The organism is Halobaculum gomorrense, assembly GCF_900129775.1.
GTDB classification, from domain to species: domain Archaea; phylum Halobacteriota; class Halobacteria; order Halobacteriales; family Haloferacaceae; genus Halobaculum; species Halobaculum gomorrense.
The window spans coordinates 215,416-231,901 of record NZ_FQWV01000002.1; the positions used below are offsets into that span (position 1 = coordinate 215,416).

Consider the following 16,486-nt stretch of genomic DNA (forward strand, 5'->3'; position numbering starts at 1 on the left):
GCGACGCCGAGCCCGGACTCGCCAGACAGCGTCGGGCTAGGCGGTGACAAACCGGGGAGTAGGGTGCGAAGATATAACAGCGGGAACGACCTACTCCAGACCCCGCTGATGGTCCCCGACACGTACGACTTCTGGCTGTTCGACCTCGACGGCACGCTCGTCGACGCCGAGTGGTCGTACATCCGCGAGGTGTTCGACCGGGTCGGCTCCCGCATCGGCTACGAGTTCTCCGACCGGCAGGCCGAGGTGCTGTGGCACGGCCTCTCCGGCGCGCGCGACCCCCTCCTGCGCGAGTGGGGGCTCGACCCCGAGACGTTCTGGCCGGCGTTCCACGCCGTCGAGGACCCGCAGGCGCGCGCCGAGGCGACGCACCTCCACGATGACGCCGCGCGGCTGCTCGCCGACCTCCACGAGCGGGACGTGCCGCTGGGGCTCGTCACTCACTGCGCGGAGTTCCTCGCGCGCCCGGTCGCCGACCGCCTCAGTCTGACCGGCCACTTCGACACCTTCCTCTCGTGCTCCGACGACACCGGGTGGAAGCCCGCGCCCGACCCCCTCCACGCCGCGATAAACGACATCGGCGTCGACCCGGCGGCCCAGCGGGGGGTCTACCTCGGCGACGGCGCGAGCGACGTGGGCGCCGCCTGGAACGCCGGCCTCGACGCCATCCACGTGGAGCGCCACGGCCACGAGCAGCGCGGGCGCTGCGTCAGGGCCGACCACCGGGTGTGGAGCTTCGACGACCTCCCCCGGACGGGCGTCGCCGGCGCCGACTGGGCGACGAGCACCGCCCGCGCGGACGGCTCCGGATTCGACGGCGACGCGACCGACTGATCGGGAGCGTCGGCGGCGTCGGTCAGTCGTCCGCGCTCACCCCGGCGTCCGAGGGCTCTGCGTCCTCCGCGGCGTCCACCCGCTCCCCGCGCAACAGTCGCGCGGCGATGGAAAACGTCTGCTCGCGCGAGCGGCGCGTCGGGTAGTTGGCGGCCATGTAGCGCGCGGCGGCGACGAGGCAGTCGCGTTGGTCGTCGGTAACGCCTTCACCGCTGCCGGCGCTGCCGGCGTCCGCCGCGCGTCGGTCGAACTGCCGACACGCCGCCTCGTACGCCTGGAACGTGTGGAAGTTCGTATCCTCGACGAGCAGCGCGTTCCCGAGTTCGGCTTTCAGCCGGTCGGGGTCGCCGCCGGCGGCGAGGAAGTCGGCGACGGCGTCGCCGGCCTGCTGCACCCTCCCTTGTTGTTCGAACGCCATCCGGAGCGACTCCAGCGCCGCCTCGGGATCGGCGTCGGGGTCGCCCGTCGCCTCGGGCGCCGGCGGCGTGTTGAGGAAGCGGTCGAGGTAGACGTTCACCGCGGCGTCGAACACGCCCCGGTACAGCGCCGTCGCGTCCGTCCGCTCGGCCGCGCGGTGGACCGCGTTCGCGAACGTGAACGTGTGGTGGACCGTGTTCCAGTCGGCGAACTCGTTGCTGGTGGCGAACAGCGCCACCCGCTTGGCGGCCGCGAACGACACCGCGCTCGCGAGTTGTTCGACCGTCGCTCCCGAGCGGATGGCCCCCTCCAGCGCGTCGAACACCATCTCCGGGTCGGCCGCGTGTAGTCGTTCGGTGAAGTCGTCGGGCTCGGTCCACGTCTCCCCCTCGCCGGCGGCGACGAGGTCGTCGAGGCGGCCGAACGTCTCCGCGCACATCGCCGCGAGGTCGTCCGGCTGGCGCCACGAGGCGGTCTCCTCGGCGCGGTCGGCGGTCGCGAGCCCGCGCACGAGCGAGGAGAGCACCTCGGCGGTCCGTTCCTCGTCGTCCCAGCCGACCAGGTCCAGCGCCTCGGTCGCCTTGTTCACGTAGTCGAACGCGTGGCCCGTGTCGAGGTAGCGGTGGTCGGTGGCCGCGGCGACGAGCAGTTCGGTGAGCTTCTCGGGGTCATACCCGGCGGCGACGGCGGTGCGGAGGACGCGCTCGGCGCCGTCGGCGTCGCGCACCTCGACGTTCTCGCGGAACCACGAGCGAAGGCGCTCGACCGACACGTCCGTCGCGGCGAACGCCTCCTGATCGAACTTCGGCGCCTCTCCGTCGCAGTCGCCGGCGACCTCCGTGAGCCCCTGGTAGAGCGCGCGCTTGCGATCCTGCTCGTCCAGGTCGGGGAGGCGGTTCGCCAGCGCCGTGAGGATCGTGAGCCCGGAGCTCCAGCCGTCGGCGCGGTTTCGGACGCCGAACGTGACGCCCCGCTCGACGATCTCGGCGGGATCGACCCCGCTGTCGAGGAGCGCGACGGCCGACTTCGCGAGCACGAGCCGGAGGTTCTGTTCGAGACCGTCATCGAGGCGGTCTCGCCAGTGGATCTCGGGCGGTTCAGCGCGTTGCGGTTCGGGCGAGACGTAGACGACCCCATCTCGCACCTCCGTCGGGTACGTGTCCACGTCGTCGGCCCAGGGGTCGAACGTGTCGCCGCAGGAGAGTTCGAATCGGGCGTGGTGCCAGTGACAGGTGAGTACGCCCTCCTCGACGCTCCCCTCGGTGAGCGGGAAGCCCATGTGGGGGCAGCGGTTGTTCACCGCCCGCACCTCGCCCTCGTGGTAGAACAGCGCGATCGGCGTCCCGTCGACGGCAGTCAGCGTCCGACCCTCCTCGCGGAGGTCCGCGAGGTCGACCGCCTCGGTGAAGCCCTCTGCTGTGTCATCGACTGCCATGGCTGACGGGACGACGCCAGCTGGGAAGTAGCTTCTCGGAAGCCAAGTTATGTAAGAATGAGAACGTTTTTGGCGCCCGCTAATCGGCGGTGGCCGGGGTCCGCGATCCGTTCTCGGCCATCTCCAGCACGTCGTCGAAGAAGCTGAGCGAGTCGTGCGGGCCGGGGTTCGCCTCGGGGTGGTACTGCCGGGTGACGACCGCGCACTCGTCGCTCTCGAGCCCCTCGGCGGTGTCGTCGTTCACGTTCACCTGCGTCACCTCGAGGTCGCCGGGGTCGGCGACGCTGTAGCCGTGGTTCTGCGTCGTCATGACGACCTGCCCCGTCTCGAGGTCGCGCACGGGCTGGTTGACGCCGTGGTGGCCGAACGCCATCTTCTCGGTGTCGCCGCCGAACGCGCGGGCGACGATCTGCTGGCCGAGGCAGATGCCGGCCAGCGGGATCTCCCCGGCGAACTCCTCGACGAGCGCCTGCGCCGATTCGAAGTTCGCGGGGTCGCCGGGGCCGTTCGAGATGAACAGCACGTCCGGGTCCAGCTCCGCGACGGTCTCGGCGTCCACGTCGTACGGGAGCACGTGCACGTCGGCGCCGCGCTCGGTCAGCGAACTCGGGATGGAGCCTTTCATGCCGCAGTCGACGAGCGCCACGTCGTGCTCGCCGTCGCCCTCGACGGTGTACGGTTCGTCGGTCGATACCTGCTTGCCGATGTCGAGGTGGTCCGACATCTCGACGCACTGCCCCAGTTCCTCCTTCGCGGCTTCCGGAGTCGCGTCCGGGCCGGCGGCGATGCCGCAGGCCATCGCGCCCTCTTCGCGCACGCTCGTGACGATGTCGCGGGTGTCGAGGTGGTCGACCGCGGGCACGCCCTCCGACTCGAGCCACTCGGCCACGTCGTCGGTGAACTCGCGGGCGATCGCAGCGTTCGGGTGGACGCGATCGGACTCAAATCGCTCTTCTCGGACGCCGTAGTTGCCGATCAGCGGGTAGGAGAAGGTGAGGACCTGCTCCTCGTAGGAGGGGTCCGTCAGCGACTCCTCGTACCCGGTGTACGCGGTCGTAAAGACCAATTCACCACGTGTCCGGCCCGGCGCGCGGGCGCGTGCCTCGAAGACACGGCCGTCGGCCAGGGCGACGTAGGCGTCCGCCATTACGAGATACACATCGTTGGGCGGCACATAAGTGCGTCGTTCGAAGATTCGTTACGAAATTCGCAATCTCTTTGGCGCACCTCCGGCAAGGGCGTGCATGGACGATCTGGACCGGCGCATCCTGAACCTCCTTCGACGGGACGCCCGGACGCCGTACACGGAGATCGCCGAGGAGGTCGGCACGAGCGAGGGGACGGTGCGCAACCGCGTCGATCGGATGACCGACGAGGGAGTGATCGAGCGGTTCACCGTCACTACGCGCACGGGGAACGTGAAGGCGATGGTGGAGATCAGCGTCGACATGAACGTCAACACGAGCGCCGTCTCCGACCGGTTGGCAGACTGGGAGGAGGTCGACTTCGTCTGGCAGGTCTCGGGGCAAGAGGACATCGTGCTCATTGTCGACTGCGTGGACACCCGCGCGGTGAACGAACTCATCACGCGCGCCCGTGAATTGGAAGAGATTGAGGGGACGAAAACGCGGCTCATTCTGGACGAGCGGCTCGGCTGACCGACCGTCGGCGCTACTCCCACTCGGCGTCGACGCGCCGTCTTCTCGCGTGTATCGCGGTGTACGCCCGATCGACGACGCGCTGGAGGCCGTCGTATCGGAGCACCGGTTCGGTTCGACCGGCCCGAACCGCGTCGGCGACCGCCCGGGGCGTCGGTTCGTCGCCGTCGACCTCGACGACCGTGTACGCCCGCCCGACCTCGATCGGGTAGTGCGCGTCGCTCCCGCCGACCAGCGGGAGGTCGAGTCGGTCGGCGAGCCGGCGGGTTCGCTCCGCGTGCTCGGGGTTCTTCCCGTTAATTTCGATGGCGTCGAAGCTCGCACCGCTCTTGCGGGCCGTGCTCCCGCGGAACGGGTGCGCGAGGATCGCCGCACAGTCACGCTCGTGTGCGAGCGCGACGGCCTCCGCGGGGGTGTGCTCCCCGGGCGTCGTCCGCGCCTGTGGGTTCGGCCCGACGATCAGCACGTGTCCCCGCGTCGTCGACACCTCGATCCCCGGCACCGTCGGGAACGTCGTTTCCGCGGAGTAGGCGTAGTCGTGATTCGTCACGGCGAGGGCGTCGAGGCCGCGTCGGCGGGCCATCGCCGTCTGGAGGCGCAGCCCGATCGGATCGTAGGCGGTCGGGCGGCCGCGTCGGCCGTGGAAGAAGCGGGTGTGGCTGTGGAGGTCGACGGCGAACCGGGTCACGCCGGCGATGCTCGCCCCGAGGGCTTCGGTGTTGCGGCTGCCGGCAGAGCCTTTGTCTGTGACACCGACGACACGTCCATGCGCGTCCTCGTCAGGAACCCCAACAGCGGCGACGGAAAACGAAGCGCCCGCGCCGCCGATCTCGCCCGCGACCGCGGGTTCGACGTCCGCGACTCGACGAGGGCCGGCGAGACGTACGACCTCGCACGGGAGGCCGCCGCCGAGGGCGCCGAGCTCGTCGCGGCCTGCGGCGGGGACGGCACGCTCAACGAGGTGGTTCACGGCGTCGACGACGCCGACCGCCTGGACGACACCGAACTCGGCGTGGTCCCCGCCGGCACCGGCAACGACTTCGCCGACAACGTCGGGATCCGCGGGGTCGACCACGCCTTCGAGGTGCTGGCGTCGGGCGAGCGCCGCCGGATCGACTTGGGGAGCGTCGACCTGCCGGGGGATCCGGAGATCGACCGGGATGATCCGCTCCCGCCGCGACCGTTCCTCAACTCCTGTGTCGGCGGGCTGACCGCCGAGTCGAGCGCGCGGACGAAGCCGGCGTCCAAGCGGCGACTCGGCGTGCTCGCGTACGTCCTCACGACGCTGGCGCACACGCGGAGCTTCGAGGGACTGGAACTGGAGGTCCGCGTGGGGTCCGAGCGCGACCCGACGTGGGAGGGGACGGCCGCGATGCTGCTCGTCGGCAACGGCCGACGGTTCCCGGGGGAGCAGCGCCGGCAGGCGAACATGGAGGACGGCAAGCTCAACGTCGTCGTGGTCGAGGACGCGCCCGCGATCGATTACCTCGCCCGCGGTGCAGCCGACCGGTTCCTGCGGCGCGTCCCACCTCACGCGGGTGAAGGCGTCGTCGCTCGTCGTCGATGCCGCCAGGCCGCGGCAGTTCTCGCTCGACGGCGAGCTCGTCGAGCGCCGCCACGTCGAGTTCGGGTGTCGACCGCGCGCGATGCAGTTCGCCGTCGGCGAGGCGTACGACACCCACCCGGAGGAGAACCCGCCGGACATCTCCTGACACGTCGAGCCGCCCGTCCGGTCGCGCGGACGCTGCCCGACCGCCCCCCGCGTCGCGGTCGACCGAAGCGGTCATGGTCTACCCTGACGCAGAACGCGCTATGAGCACCGAGGACGCCGGCGCGAGCGACGCCGCGGCGACCGCGAGTGAGGAACCGGAACACGAGAACGCGATGCAGGAGGTGATCGCCGTCGACAGCGACGACGAGCCGCAGGGAACGGTGAACCGACTGGACGCCCACACCGGCGACGGCGTCCGCCACCGCGCGTTCACCTGCCTCGTCTTCGACTCGAACGGTCGGCTCCTGCTGGGCCAACGCGCGCCCGGAAAGCGGCTGTGGGGCACCTACTGGGACGGCACAGTCGCCTCCCACCCCGTCGAGGGACAGACGCAGAAGGAGGCCACCCGACAGCGGCTGGAGGAGGAGCTCGGCATCACCCCGGACCAGTACGGCGACGTGTCGCTCACCGACCGCTTCGAGTACAAGCGATACTTCGAGAACGCGGGCCTGGAGTGGGAGGTCTGCGCCGTCCTGAAGGTCACCTTGGAAGACGACGCGCTCGCCCCCGACGAGGAGGAGATCGCCGGCCTCCTGTGGGTCGACTACGAGCACCTCCACGACCACCCCGAGTGGTACCGCCAACTGCGCCTGTGCCCGTGGTTCGAGATCGCCATGCGGCGCGACTCCGAGTGAGGCCGCGGAGCTGACCTCCGTGCCGGCGGACCGACTGCGCCTCCCGGCCGATGTTCGCGACGCGCTCCACGAGCGCCGCGACGCGGGCGCGCCCGCGGAGGTGTGCGGCGTCCTCTTGGGCGACCGCGCGGGCGACGCGGGCGCGGCCGCGGAGACACCCGCCGCCGGTCGCGTCGCCGAGGCCGTCCCCGTCGACAACGTCGCCGACGACCCCGAGCGCTTCTACGAACTCGACCCCGCCGAGACCGTCGCCGCCATCGAGGACGGCGAGGACCGGGGACTCGACGTGATCGGCTTCTACCACAGCCACCCGCGTGGCCCGGCCGCGCCCTCGGAGACCGACCGCGACCGCGCGACGTGGACGGGGTACGTCTACGCGATCGTCGCGCCCGAGACCGTCGTCGCGTACCGCTGGACCCGCGAGGCGTTCCGGCGGCTCCGGGTCGAAACGCCGTAATGTCGTGACTCCGTACACCGGGTATGACCGACGCCGACGCCGACGCGGGCGCCCCCGACGCCGCCGCTCGCGGCGCCGATCTCTCCGCCGAGCCGGACCTGTACGACGACCTCTCGGGCCAGGCCGCGCTCGTCACGGGCGCCAACCGCGGCATCGGCGCCGAGATCGCGGGCAACCTCGCCGAGCTGGGCGCGACCGTCTACGCGGGCGTGCGCAGCGTCACCTACGACCTCCCCGACGAGTACGAGCGCGTCACCCTCGACGTGAGTCAGGAGGGCGACATTCAGGACGCGCTCAACCGGATCGGGGAGTCCGAGGACGGCCTCGACATCCTCGTCAACAACGCCGGCGTCGGCCACTTCGGGGCGGCGCTCCACGAGGAGCAGACGCACCACCTCGACCACTCCATCTCGGTGAATCTCCGCGGGCCGATGCTGCTGTGTAAGTACGCGCTCCCGCCGATGCTGAACACCGAGTCCCCGCGGATCGTCAACGTCTCCTCGGGGATGGGCACGCTCGGCGAGGAACAGTCCGGCGGGTCGCCCGCCTACCGCGTGACGAAGACGGGGATAAACGGCCTCACGAAGTACCTCCACGGCGAGTACGCCGAGGAGGGACTGATCGCCAACTCGGTGTGTCCCGGCTGGGTCCACACGGAGCTTGGCGGCGAAGAGGCACCGCGCACGCCCGCCCAGGGCGCCGAGACGCCGACGTGGCTCGCGCGATTCCGCGACGGTCCCGGGGGGCGGTTCTGGCGCGACCGCGAGGTCATCGACTGGTGACGGCGGCGCGGGCGGCTCTGGCGTCGCGGGCGGCTCTGGCGTCGCGGGCGGCGCTGGAGGGCGGCGCCGTCGCAGATGGTTCTGCCGCCGCGCCTCACAGCGGGAGCAGATCGCGGAACTCCCGTGTCTCCCCGTCCATGACGCCGTAGGCGGCGACGCGCCTGCCGTTGTGCGAGAAGGCGGTGTACCGCGGGCTGCGAACGCCGACGATCCGGTCGATCGGGATCGAGACGTAGTCGTAGCCGTCGGTGCCGGCCTGGTCGAAGCCGACGACCCACGGCCAGTCCTCGATGACGAACGCCGCCGCGAGCATCACCGGCTCGCCGTCCTCGTAGTACACCTTCGCCACCGGCGTTTCGTCGTCGGGCACGGGGTCGGACGCCGCCGCGCTCGCCTCGCCGATCGTTCCCGGAACGGCCTCGGTGTCGTCCCGGACGACCTCGTCGCCGTCTTCGGATCGGGTACGTGCGTCGTCGGTCGGCGTCTCCGTGTCGTCGGTCATGATACCCCGTTCGTCGTGGCGGGAGATAATCACGTAGTGAGCCGTGCTCGCTCGCCGCAGCGCGTGGCGGATCTCCCGCGCCTCCGGCGCTATCAAACCGTTTATACCGTCCGGACGGGAACCGCGTGGTATGCCGAGAGAGCAGAAGCAGGTCCGCGAACTGCAAGAGGGGAGCTACGTCATGATGGAGGACTCTCCCTGCAAGATCAACGCCTACAGCACCGCCAAACCCGGCAAGCACGGCAGTGCGAAGGCTCGCATCGAGGGCAAGGGCGTGTTCGACGACAAGAAGCGCTCGCTCTCCCAGCCCGTCGACGCGAAGGTCTGGGTCCCGATCATCCAGCGAAAGCAGGGGCAGGTCGTCTCCATCTCCGGCGAGGACGCGCAGGTCATGGACCTCGACACCTACGAGACGTTCACGATGCGCGTCCCCGAGGGCGAGGACTTCACGCCCGACCAGAACATCGAGTACCTCGAGTACGAGGGACAGCGGAAAGTCGTCGGATAGTTCCATGCGGTTCCCCGGCGCGTCCGTCGATCGCGACGAGGCGGCGTACGTCCTCACGGGCGCCCCGCTCGACGCGACGACGACGTTCCAGCCGGGGACCCGCTTCGGACCCGACAGGGTCCGAAAGTTCGCTTCCACCTACGACGACTACGACCGACGAACCGACTCGTTCTTCTCCGATCTCCGCGTCCACGACGCGGGCGACGTGCCCGCGTGGGACGCACTCGACGAATACCTGGATCACCTGACTGCCGAACTGCGCTCGGCCGTCATCAACGATGCCGTCCCGCTCCTCCTGGGAGGCGAGCACACCGTCACCTGGGCGGGCGTGCGCGCGACCGACCCTGACGTGCTCGTCACGGTCGACGCGCACCTCGATCTCCGCGACGCCTACGACGGCAACCCGCTGAACCACGCCTGTGTCGTCCGGCGCTGTCTCGACGGATACGACGCCGACGATGGCTCGGGAGGCGACTACCCCACCGTCGACGAGGTCGTGGTCCTCGGCGCGCGAACCGGCTCCCCGGAGGAGTGGGAGCGCGCGGACGCGCCCGACGTGACCGTCGTCGCGCCCGAGGACGTGACCGACTGGACGGGCGAGTTCGACGGGTTCGACGGCCGCGACGCGTACCTCTCGATCGACATCGACGGCGCCGACCCCGGCTTTGCGCCCGGAACCGGGACGATGGAGCCGTTCGGGCTCTCCCCGCGGGAAATGCGCGACGCCGTGCGCGCGGTCGCGCCCCACTGCGTCGGCGTCGATGCGGTGGAGGTGAACGACCGCGACGACGGACAGGCGGCGGCGCTGGCCGGGAAGCTGCTGCGCGAGGCGGTGTACAGCCACGCCGACGCTGCGGCGCCCGCGGACGCGAACTGACTGCTCCTCGCGGTTCCGGACCGACCCATATTGCCGACGCGGTGGCTACAAACGGTCGCCGCCCGTCCGGCCGGACATGCAGCGCTCGGAGTTCGTCGATCGACTCGACGCAGAACTGGACACCGACGCGTACGCCGACCTCGACGCCTCACCCAACGGCCTCCAGGTCGGGTCGCGCGCCGGAGAGATCGGGACCGTTGCGTTCGCCGTCGACGCCGTCGCGGCGACCGCGGAGGCCGCCGTCGATCTGGGCGCCGACGCGCTCGTCACCCACCACGGGCTGATCTGGGGCGGCCTCGACCGGGTGACCGGCCGCGAGTACGACCGCATCGAGCCGCTCGTCGCGAACGACATCGCGCTGTACGTCTCGCACCTCCCGCTCGACGGCCACCAGGCGGTGGGGAACGCCGCCGGCGTCGCCGACGTGCTCGGGCTCGTCGACCGCGAGCCGTTCGGCGAGATAGGGCCGGAGTGCGTCGGCCAGCGCGGGGTCGCCCCCGACGGCTACGCCGCCGACGAGCTCGTCGGGACGCTGGAGGCGGCCCTGGATCACGGCGGCGAGGGGGTGCAGGTGCTCGACTGCGGGCCCGAGGAGATCGAGACTGTCGGGATCGTCACGGGCAGCGGGAGCGACTGGCTCCGCGAGGCCGAGGAGCTGGGCCTCGACGCGCTCGTCACTGGCGAGGGGAAGGGGAAGGCGTACCACGAGGCGCGCGAGGCCGGCGTCTCGGTGTTCCTCGCGGGCCACTACGCCACCGAGACGTTCGGCGTTCGTGCGCTCCAGCGCCTCGTCGACGACTGGGGGCTGGAGACGCACTACGTCGACCACCCCACCGGGCTGTAGCGACCTGCGCGTCGCGCTCGCGTAATATTCGAGGTTGATACTCAGAGACGCGCTTTCTTGAGTGTCTCACGTGAGTCTGTGTCCGATGCAATTCACAACCGTCTGGGGCTGGCTGGTCCCGGACTGGCTTCGCCGGCGCTACGCGGCGAAGCTGACGGTGGCGTTGCTGGTGGTCGTGGTGCTCACGGTCGCGTTCGGCGCGGTCGTGCAGGCGCAGATGAACGCCCTACTGCGACAGGACGTGGACGAAGAGCTCTCGACGACTGCGTCCGTGCGCGCGGACACGCTCGACACGTGGCTCAGCGGCGTCAAGAAACAGACCGTGTTGACTTCGCGCCACCCCGACATGGCGTCTGGCGACCTCGGCCGGGTGAACGACCACCTGGCGACGATACAAGCCAGCGGGGCGCTCCCGGCGGGCGTCGCGGCGGTCCACTACTACGACACGGCCGACAAGCGGATCGTCGCGTCGACGAGCGACAAGCTCGTCGGCGTGAGTCCCGCCGAGCAGGGCGCGCCGTTCGCGACGAACCCGCCGACGTTCGACGGCGTCGACGACACGTACGTGACGAAGCCGTTCGAGGTTGCGGTCGTCGACCACCCGGTCGTCGCCGTCGTCTCGCCGGTTGCGGGCGCCGAGAACCGGGCGGTCGTGTACATGCTCAACATCAAGACGTACTCCGCCGCGCTCGCGGGCACCTCCGGAACTGAGACGCTCGTCGTCGACGGCGACGGCGAGTACGTCGTCCACCCCGACCCGAGCCGGATCGGCGAGGCGTTCCCCGCCGCCGACGCGCTGCTCGGCGACACCGACCTCCTCCAGCGCGACGACGCCGTGATGGCGTCGGCGTCGCTCTCGGAGACCGACTGGACGGTCGTGACGCGGACGCCGACGGCGCAGGCGTACGCGCTCGGCCACAGCGTCGCCTCGAACGTCATCGGCCTCATCTTGGTGACCGTCATCGGACTGGCGGTCGTGGGCGTCACCATCGGGTCGAACACGGTCATCTCGCTGCGGCGCGTCGCCGACAAGGCCGACGCGATGGCCGGCGGCGACCTCGACGTGGAGATGACGACCGCCCGCGAGGACGAACTCGGGCGCGTCGTCGCGTCGTTCGACACGATGCGCAACTCGCTGCGCTCGACCATCGCCGACGCCGAGGCCGCCCGTGCGGAGGCGGAGGCGGCGCAGGCGCGCGCCCAGGAGACCGCAGCGGATCTGGAGGAGACGGCCGACGAGTACGGCGCGGTGATGCGGTCGGTCGCGGACGGCGACCTCACCCGCCGGGTCGACCCCGACGCCGACAGCGAGGCGATGCGCGCGGTCGGCGACGCGTTCAACGAGATGGTGTCGGCGATCGAAGACACCCTCGCCGACGTGAAGCGCTTCTCCGGCCACGTCGTCGACGAGGCGGAGACGGCCGACGAGAACGCCGCCGAGGTGCGCGAGGCGAGCGAGTCCGTCGCCGTCTCGGTCGACGAGATAGCGGCCGGCGCGGACGAGCAGTCTCGCCATCTCCACACCGTCGAATCGGAGATGGCTGACCTCTCTGCGTCCGCCGAGGAGGTCGCCGCGACCGTGGTGTCCGTGTCGGAGACGGCCAGTCGCGCCGCCGCCGCGGGCGACGCGGGTCAAGAGACCGCCGAGGAGGCGCTCGACGAGATGGATGCTGTCCGCGAGCGGACGGCCAAGACGATGAGCGAGCTGGATGCGCTCGACGAGGAGGTCGAAGAGATCGGAGAGATCGCCGAGGTGATCGGCGACATCGCCGAGCAGACGAACCTGCTGGCGCTCAACGCCTCCATCGAGGCCGCCCGAACCGGCGCAGAGGGCGACGGCTTCGCCGTCGTCGCCGACGAGGTGAAGTCGCTCGCAGAGGAGACGAAGGAGTCGGCCGAGGCCGTCGAGGCGCGCATCGACCGCGTCCAGACGCGCACCGGCGAGACGGTCGAGGGGATGCGCGCGACCGACGACCGCGTCCGCGCGGGCGTCGAGACGGTCGAGGGCGCTATCGAGTCGCTGTCGACGGTCGCGGGCCACGTCGACGGCATCGACGACGACCTGAGCGAGATCGAACGCGTGACCGGCCAACAAGCCGAGGCCGTCGAGTCCGTCGTCGAGACGGCAGAGGAGGTCGCCGCCATCGGCGACCAGACGACCGCCGAGGCGGAGCGGGCCGCCGCCGCGACCGACCAGCAGACCGCCGCCATCTCCGACGTCGACGCCGCCGCGACCGACCTGGCCGCGCGCGCGAGACGGCTCCGAGGATTGCTCACGGAGTTCGACGTCGCCAGGGATGCGACACTCGATGCGAGTACTCGCGGCGTCGTGGAGGCCGACGACTGATGATCGAGTTCACCAAGACGCTGTGGCTGACGCTCGGGTTCGCGGGGATGGCGCTCGGGACGGTGCCGCCGCTGTGGCAACTGCTCGTCGACGCCGAGCGACGCACACACTACCTCGTGCTCGCGGGCATCACGGGCGTCGCCGCCGTCGCGTACGCCGGGATGGCGCTCGAAATCGGGACGCTGTCCGTGGACGGGCGGCCGCTGTACACGCTGCGGTACGCCGACTGGTTCTTGACGACGCTGCTGCTGGTCGGCTACCTCTGGCTGTTGACGGGGGCCGGCCGACGCGCTCTCGTGCGCGTGCTCGCACTGGACGCGGCGGTCATCCTGCTCGGCGTCGGAGCCGTCGTGTTGCCCGACCCGTTGCGGTTCGTCGTGTTCACGGCCGGCGGAGTGGCGTTCCTCGCCCTCGCTCGCGACCTCGTGGTGACGCTTCCGGCGCGGGCGACGGCGACCGACGCTCGCCGGGTCGCCACGTTCGAGAAACTCCGCAACCTCACGGTCGTGTTGTGGACGCTGTACCCCGTCGTCTGGCTGCTCGGCCCCGCCGGCCTCGGACTGCTCGTGCCGGCGACGGAGGTGCTGGTGTTCGTCTACCTCGACGTCGTCGCGAAAGCCGGCTTCGTCGTCATCGCGGTCAACTGGCTCGCCGGCACGACCGGTTCTGCTGAGGGCGTCGACGCCGGTTCGGAGGAGGAACAGGAGTCGGTCGTCGTCTCGGCCGACTGAACCGGCTCGTTCTCGAACTCCTCCGGGCGCGGCGTGGCCCAGAACCACGCGGTTCAAGCGCCCCGCCGCCGCAGCCACGCCCATGAGCGACGAGGGTCACGACGACCACGCGGACGACACAGACCACGACGCGGACGGGTACGAGACGCCCCACCGCGAGGCGTTCGACCACGACCCGCTCGGACACGCGCGGGTCCGGGGCGGCATGACCGTCGGCGAACTGGTCGAGCAGTACGGCCACGCCGGCATCGGGGCGGAGTCGGTCCACGGCGCCGCGGACGTGCTCGCGGAGATGTGGGCTGACGACGACTGCACCGTGTTCGTCTCGCTGGCGGGCGCGATGGTGCCGACCGGGATGCGGCGGATCGTCGCGGACCTCATCCGCGACGGCTACGTCGACGCGCTCGTAACGACGGGGGCGAACCTCACCCACGACGCGATCGAAGCGATCGGCGGGAAGCACCATCACGGAGCAGAACGGCAGGAGGGGAAGACGTTGCGGGAGCACGACGAGCAGTTGCGCGACGAGGAGGTCGACCGCATCTACAACGTCTACCTCCCGCAAGAGCACTTCGCGGCGTTTGAGGCGCACCTCCGCGAGGAGGTGTTCCCGCCGCTGGCCGAGCGCGACGGCGCGGTCTCTATCGCCGAGCTGTGTGCGGAACTGGGCCGCGCGAACGCCGACGTGAACGACCGTGATGGGATCGCCGAGGATCCCGGGGTCGCGGCCGCGGCCTACGAACACGACGTGCCGGTGTACTGCCCCGCAGTGCAAGACTCCGTGTTCGGGTTACAGGCGTGGATGTACAGCCAAACCTCCGACCTGACGCTCGACGCGCTCGCGGACATGACGCCGCTGACGGACCAGGCGTTCGAGGCGGACACCGCGGGCTGTCTGCTGATCGGCGGCGGCGTCCCGAAGAATTTCACCCTCCAGACGATGCTCGTAACGCCGCGCGCGTACGACTACGCTGTCCAGATCACGATGGACCCCGAAGCGACCGGCGGCCTGTCGGGGGCGACGCTGGAGGAGGCCCGCTCGTGGGGGAAGCTAGAGCGGGACGCGGAGAACGCCTCCGTCTACGGGGACGCGACGGTGTTCCTGCCGCTGTTGGTCGCGGCGGCGCGCGAACGGGTCGAAGCCGAGTAGGACTGGTAGCCGCTACCCGTCGATCTGCTTCTCGCGTACGTGTCGTTCGAGTTCCGCTGCGGAGTCGAACCCCCTGCCACAGTCGTGACAGAAGACGCGGTCGGATCCGGTGAGGCTCATGCGTAACGGTAGCATACCATCGAGGTGCTCTTGAAGCCGGCGGCTCCCGTCAACGGTTGCCACGTCGTGTTCGATCGCCGACTGGACCGGGGAGCGTCATCGCCGGGATCGCGCCGGTCGGGAGGGCGTTGCGCATGCCGGCGAGGAACGGGCCGGGATCGTCGAGCCGGAGGTAATCGAATCGGGGCTCGCGGGCGATCGAGGAGCCGATCTCCCAGAGCGTCCGGGGGATCGACGGGCGCGCCACGTGGGGCGACTCCTCGGTGAAGACGCTGGTCAGGTAGCCGACTTCGCCGTGGAGCATGTGCGTCCCGACACCGATTTGGTAGTCGTCGTCGATCTCGTCGGCGCGCCCGGTCGCCGCGAGCCAGTAGTACCACGGGTAGTCGGCGCCGGCGTGGACCGTCGACGGGAGCGACTGCCACATCCGAGGATTGATCTCCGTGAGGACGTACTCGCCCGTCTCGGCGTCGCGCATGTACTCGATGCACGCGAGGCCGTACCAGTCGAGTTCCGACAGCAACGCCCGCCCGACCCGCTCCAGTTCCGGGTCGCGGATCGACCGCCGGTAGACGCCCCCGCCGTCGGTGTAAGAGTTGCCGCGGATCTGGCGGTGCTGGAACGTCGCGAGCGGCTCGCCGCGGTCGTACAGCCCGGTGAACATGAACTCGCCGTCGGTGCGGACGAACTCCTGGATGATGGGATCGTGGCGCATCGCCGTCCGGATCTCCTCGGCGTCGGGCGTCTCGCCGCGGCCGACGTGGTGGATGTGTTTCACCACGTCAATGTCGTCCGGTCCCCACTGCGAGAGGTACGAGTCCGCGAGGACGTTGTACCGCGACTTCACGAGCAGCTCCGGCGTCCAGTCATCCACCTCCGAGAGGAGCCGCGTTTCCGGAACCGGGACGCCAGCGGCCTCCGCCGCCGCCGCGAGCTGCAGTCGGTCGTACACGCGCTCCAGTTGCGACATCGACGGCACGACGAGCGAGACGTGTTCTGCGAACGCGTCCTCGTAGCGCGACAGCAGATAGCTGTCTTCCGGACGGACCGGGATGACCGTCCGAACGTCCTCACGCTCGGCCAGCGCGAGCAGCGCGTCGCGGTAGGCCAGCAGTCCCTCCCGCGGCGGCGGCAGCGAGACGGCCTCGTCGCAGTAGCGGGACGCCGCCGCCGGCGCGGTCGCCTTCTCGGAGGCGACGACGGTGCCGACCCCCTGCCGGGCGAGCGACCGGACACAGGTGTAACTCGACGCGTCGTGACCCGTCGGAATCAGCGCGCGATCTCTCTCGGGGGTCGTGTCCGCCATGTTGTCGGTCCGATCGACGGGGCGGGCGATTAGTATGGAGTCGCCAGTCACCGGTACGATGTGGATAACGGGACAAGCGCGGGCCGTCTGTCCTCGGTCGACACCGACGGGA

The 16,486-nt window shown here is 70.4% G+C and carries 17 protein-coding genes; 12 read left to right on the forward strand and 5 right to left on the reverse strand.

Annotation, left to right across the window (positions count from 1 at the left end):
- Nucleotides 1-108 precede the first annotated feature (108 nt).
- Complete coding sequence (locus BUE16_RS04600; protein WP_073307249.1) at nt 109-834, forward strand: HAD family hydrolase; 726 nt, start codon at nt 109-111, stop codon at nt 832-834.
- Between the two features lie 22 nt (nt 835-856).
- Here the strand turns inward: BUE16_RS04600 and BUE16_RS04605 are convergent, their stop codons facing one another.
- Nucleotides 857-2,686, reverse strand: a complete 1,830-nt coding sequence (locus tag BUE16_RS04605; protein ID WP_073307250.1) for a Rieske (2Fe-2S) protein — start codon at nt 2,684-2,686, stop codon at nt 857-859.
- 79 nt (nt 2,687-2,765) lie between these two features.
- Complete coding sequence (gene carA / locus BUE16_RS04610; protein WP_073307251.1) at nt 2,766-3,833, reverse strand: glutamine-hydrolyzing carbamoyl-phosphate synthase small subunit; 1,068 nt, start codon at nt 3,831-3,833, stop codon at nt 2,766-2,768.
- Nucleotides 3,834-3,930: 97 nt separating this feature from the next.
- On the opposite strand from carA, the gene BUE16_RS04615 reads away from it, so the two are divergent.
- The gene (locus BUE16_RS04615) at nt 3,931-4,344 is read left to right on the forward strand and encodes an Lrp/AsnC family transcriptional regulator (RefSeq protein ID WP_073307252.1); all 414 of its coding nucleotides are present in this window, start codon (nt 3,931-3,933) and stop codon (nt 4,342-4,344) included.
- 13 nt (nt 4,345-4,357) lie between these two features.
- Here BUE16_RS04615 and BUE16_RS04620 read toward each other — a convergent pair whose 3' ends face one another.
- Nucleotides 4,358-5,032, reverse strand: a complete 675-nt coding sequence (locus BUE16_RS04620) for a PHP-associated domain-containing protein (protein ID WP_073307253.1) — start codon at nt 5,030-5,032, stop codon at nt 4,358-4,360.
- A gap of 78 nt (nt 5,033-5,110) precedes the next feature.
- On the opposite strand from BUE16_RS04620, the gene BUE16_RS04625 reads away from it, so the two are divergent.
- The 4 genes from BUE16_RS04625 to BUE16_RS04640 are packed head-to-tail and all read left to right on the forward strand — an operon-like array spanning nt 5,111 to nt 7,989.
- The gene (locus tag BUE16_RS04625) at nt 5,111-6,160 is read left to right on the forward strand and encodes a diacylglycerol/lipid kinase family protein (protein ID WP_234972326.1); all 1,050 of its coding nucleotides are present in this window, start codon (nt 5,111-5,113) and stop codon (nt 6,158-6,160) included.
- Nucleotides 6,157-6,750: an NUDIX hydrolase gene (locus BUE16_RS04630; RefSeq protein ID WP_073307254.1), complete on the forward strand. Its 594-nt coding sequence runs from the start codon at nt 6,157-6,159 to the stop codon at nt 6,748-6,750. The genes BUE16_RS04625 and BUE16_RS04630 overlap by 4 nt, the downstream gene beginning before the upstream one ends.
- A gap of 19 nt (nt 6,751-6,769) precedes the next feature.
- Nucleotides 6,770-7,207, forward strand: coding sequence for a desampylase (locus tag BUE16_RS04635; RefSeq protein ID WP_073307255.1), 438 nt, complete (start codon nt 6,770-6,772; stop codon nt 7,205-7,207).
- Nucleotides 7,208-7,230: 23 nt separating this feature from the next.
- Nucleotides 7,231-7,989 carry an SDR family NAD(P)-dependent oxidoreductase gene (locus BUE16_RS04640; protein WP_079991497.1) on the forward strand — a complete coding sequence of 253 codons (759 nt, stop codon included), beginning with the start codon at nt 7,231-7,233 and terminating at the stop codon, nt 7,987-7,989.
- Nucleotides 7,990-8,083: 94 nt separating this feature from the next.
- Here the strand turns inward: BUE16_RS04640 and BUE16_RS16610 are convergent, their stop codons facing one another.
- The gene (locus BUE16_RS16610; protein ID WP_073307256.1) at nt 8,084-8,491 is read right to left on the reverse strand and encodes a hypothetical protein; all 408 of its coding nucleotides are present in this window, start codon (nt 8,489-8,491) and stop codon (nt 8,084-8,086) included.
- 130 nt (nt 8,492-8,621) lie between these two features.
- Between BUE16_RS16610 and BUE16_RS04650 the strand changes: the two genes are divergently transcribed.
- From BUE16_RS04650 to BUE16_RS04675, 6 genes are all read left to right on the forward strand, one after another.
- On the forward strand, nt 8,622-8,999 hold the full coding sequence (locus tag BUE16_RS04650; RefSeq protein ID WP_073307257.1) for a translation initiation factor IF-5A: 378 nt from the start codon (nt 8,622-8,624) through the stop codon (nt 8,997-8,999).
- A 4-nt stretch (nt 9,000-9,003) separates the two neighbouring features.
- Entirely contained in the window at nt 9,004-9,876 is an 873-nt protein-coding gene (locus BUE16_RS04655) for an arginase family protein (RefSeq protein WP_073307258.1), read from the forward strand.
- A 76-nt stretch (nt 9,877-9,952) separates the two neighbouring features.
- Entirely contained in the window at nt 9,953-10,720 is a 768-nt protein-coding gene (locus BUE16_RS04660; protein ID WP_073307259.1) for a Nif3-like dinuclear metal center hexameric protein, read from the forward strand.
- Nucleotides 10,721-10,805: 85 nt separating this feature from the next.
- Entirely contained in the window at nt 10,806-13,067 is a 2,262-nt protein-coding gene (locus tag BUE16_RS04665) for a methyl-accepting chemotaxis protein (RefSeq protein ID WP_079991498.1), read from the forward strand.
- Entirely contained in the window at nt 13,067-13,798 is a 732-nt protein-coding gene (locus BUE16_RS04670; RefSeq protein ID WP_073307260.1) for a bacteriorhodopsin, read from the forward strand. Before BUE16_RS04665 ends, BUE16_RS04670 begins: the two co-directional genes overlap by 1 nt.
- An 82-nt stretch (nt 13,799-13,880) precedes the next feature.
- The gene (locus BUE16_RS04675; protein ID WP_073307261.1) at nt 13,881-14,948 is read left to right on the forward strand and encodes a deoxyhypusine synthase; all 1,068 of its coding nucleotides are present in this window, start codon (nt 13,881-13,883) and stop codon (nt 14,946-14,948) included.
- Nucleotides 14,949-15,117: 169 nt separating this feature from the next.
- Here BUE16_RS04675 and BUE16_RS04680 read toward each other — a convergent pair whose 3' ends face one another.
- On the reverse strand, nt 15,118-16,374 hold the full coding sequence (locus BUE16_RS04680) for a carboxylate--amine ligase (protein ID WP_073307262.1): 1,257 nt from the start codon (nt 16,372-16,374) through the stop codon (nt 15,118-15,120).
- Nucleotides 16,375-16,486 lie beyond the last annotated feature (112 nt).

Excerpts from the sequence above, each read along its gene's own strand:
- BUE16_RS16610 (WP_073307256.1), bottom strand. The coding sequence starts at position 8,491 with ATGACCGACGACACGGAGACGCCGACCGACGACGCACGTACCCGATCC.
- BUE16_RS04615 (WP_073307252.1), top strand. The coding sequence starts at position 3,931 with ATGGACGATCTGGACCGGCGCATCCTGAACCTCCTTCGACGGGACGCC.
- BUE16_RS04675 (WP_073307261.1), top strand. The coding sequence starts at position 13,881 with ATGAGCGACGAGGGTCACGACGACCACGCGGACGACACAGACCACGAC.
- BUE16_RS04670 (WP_073307260.1), top strand. The coding sequence starts at position 13,067 with ATGATCGAGTTCACCAAGACGCTGTGGCTGACGCTCGGGTTCGCGGGG.
- BUE16_RS04630 (WP_073307254.1), top strand. The coding sequence starts at position 6,157 with ATGAGCACCGAGGACGCCGGCGCGAGCGACGCCGCGGCGACCGCGAGT.
- BUE16_RS04625 (WP_234972326.1), top strand. The coding sequence starts at position 5,111 with ATGCGCGTCCTCGTCAGGAACCCCAACAGCGGCGACGGAAAACGAAGC.
- BUE16_RS04655 (WP_073307258.1), top strand. The coding sequence starts at position 9,004 with ATGCGGTTCCCCGGCGCGTCCGTCGATCGCGACGAGGCGGCGTACGTC.
- BUE16_RS04665 (WP_079991498.1), top strand. The coding sequence starts at position 10,806 with ATGCAATTCACAACCGTCTGGGGCTGGCTGGTCCCGGACTGGCTTCGC.
- BUE16_RS04600 (WP_073307249.1), top strand. The coding sequence starts at position 109 with ATGGTCCCCGACACGTACGACTTCTGGCTGTTCGACCTCGACGGCACG.
- BUE16_RS04680 (WP_073307262.1), bottom strand. The coding sequence starts at position 16,374 with ATGGCGGACACGACCCCCGAGAGAGATCGCGCGCTGATTCCGACGGGT.
- BUE16_RS04605 (WP_073307250.1), bottom strand. The coding sequence starts at position 2,686 with ATGGCAGTCGATGACACAGCAGAGGGCTTCACCGAGGCGGTCGACCTC.
- BUE16_RS04640 (WP_079991497.1), top strand. The coding sequence starts at position 7,231 with ATGACCGACGCCGACGCCGACGCGGGCGCCCCCGACGCCGCCGCTCGC.
- BUE16_RS04660 (WP_073307259.1), top strand. The coding sequence starts at position 9,953 with ATGCAGCGCTCGGAGTTCGTCGATCGACTCGACGCAGAACTGGACACC.
- BUE16_RS04650 (WP_073307257.1), top strand. The coding sequence starts at position 8,622 with ATGCCGAGAGAGCAGAAGCAGGTCCGCGAACTGCAAGAGGGGAGCTAC.
- carA (WP_073307251.1), bottom strand. The coding sequence starts at position 3,833 with ATGGCGGACGCCTACGTCGCCCTGGCCGACGGCCGTGTCTTCGAGGCA.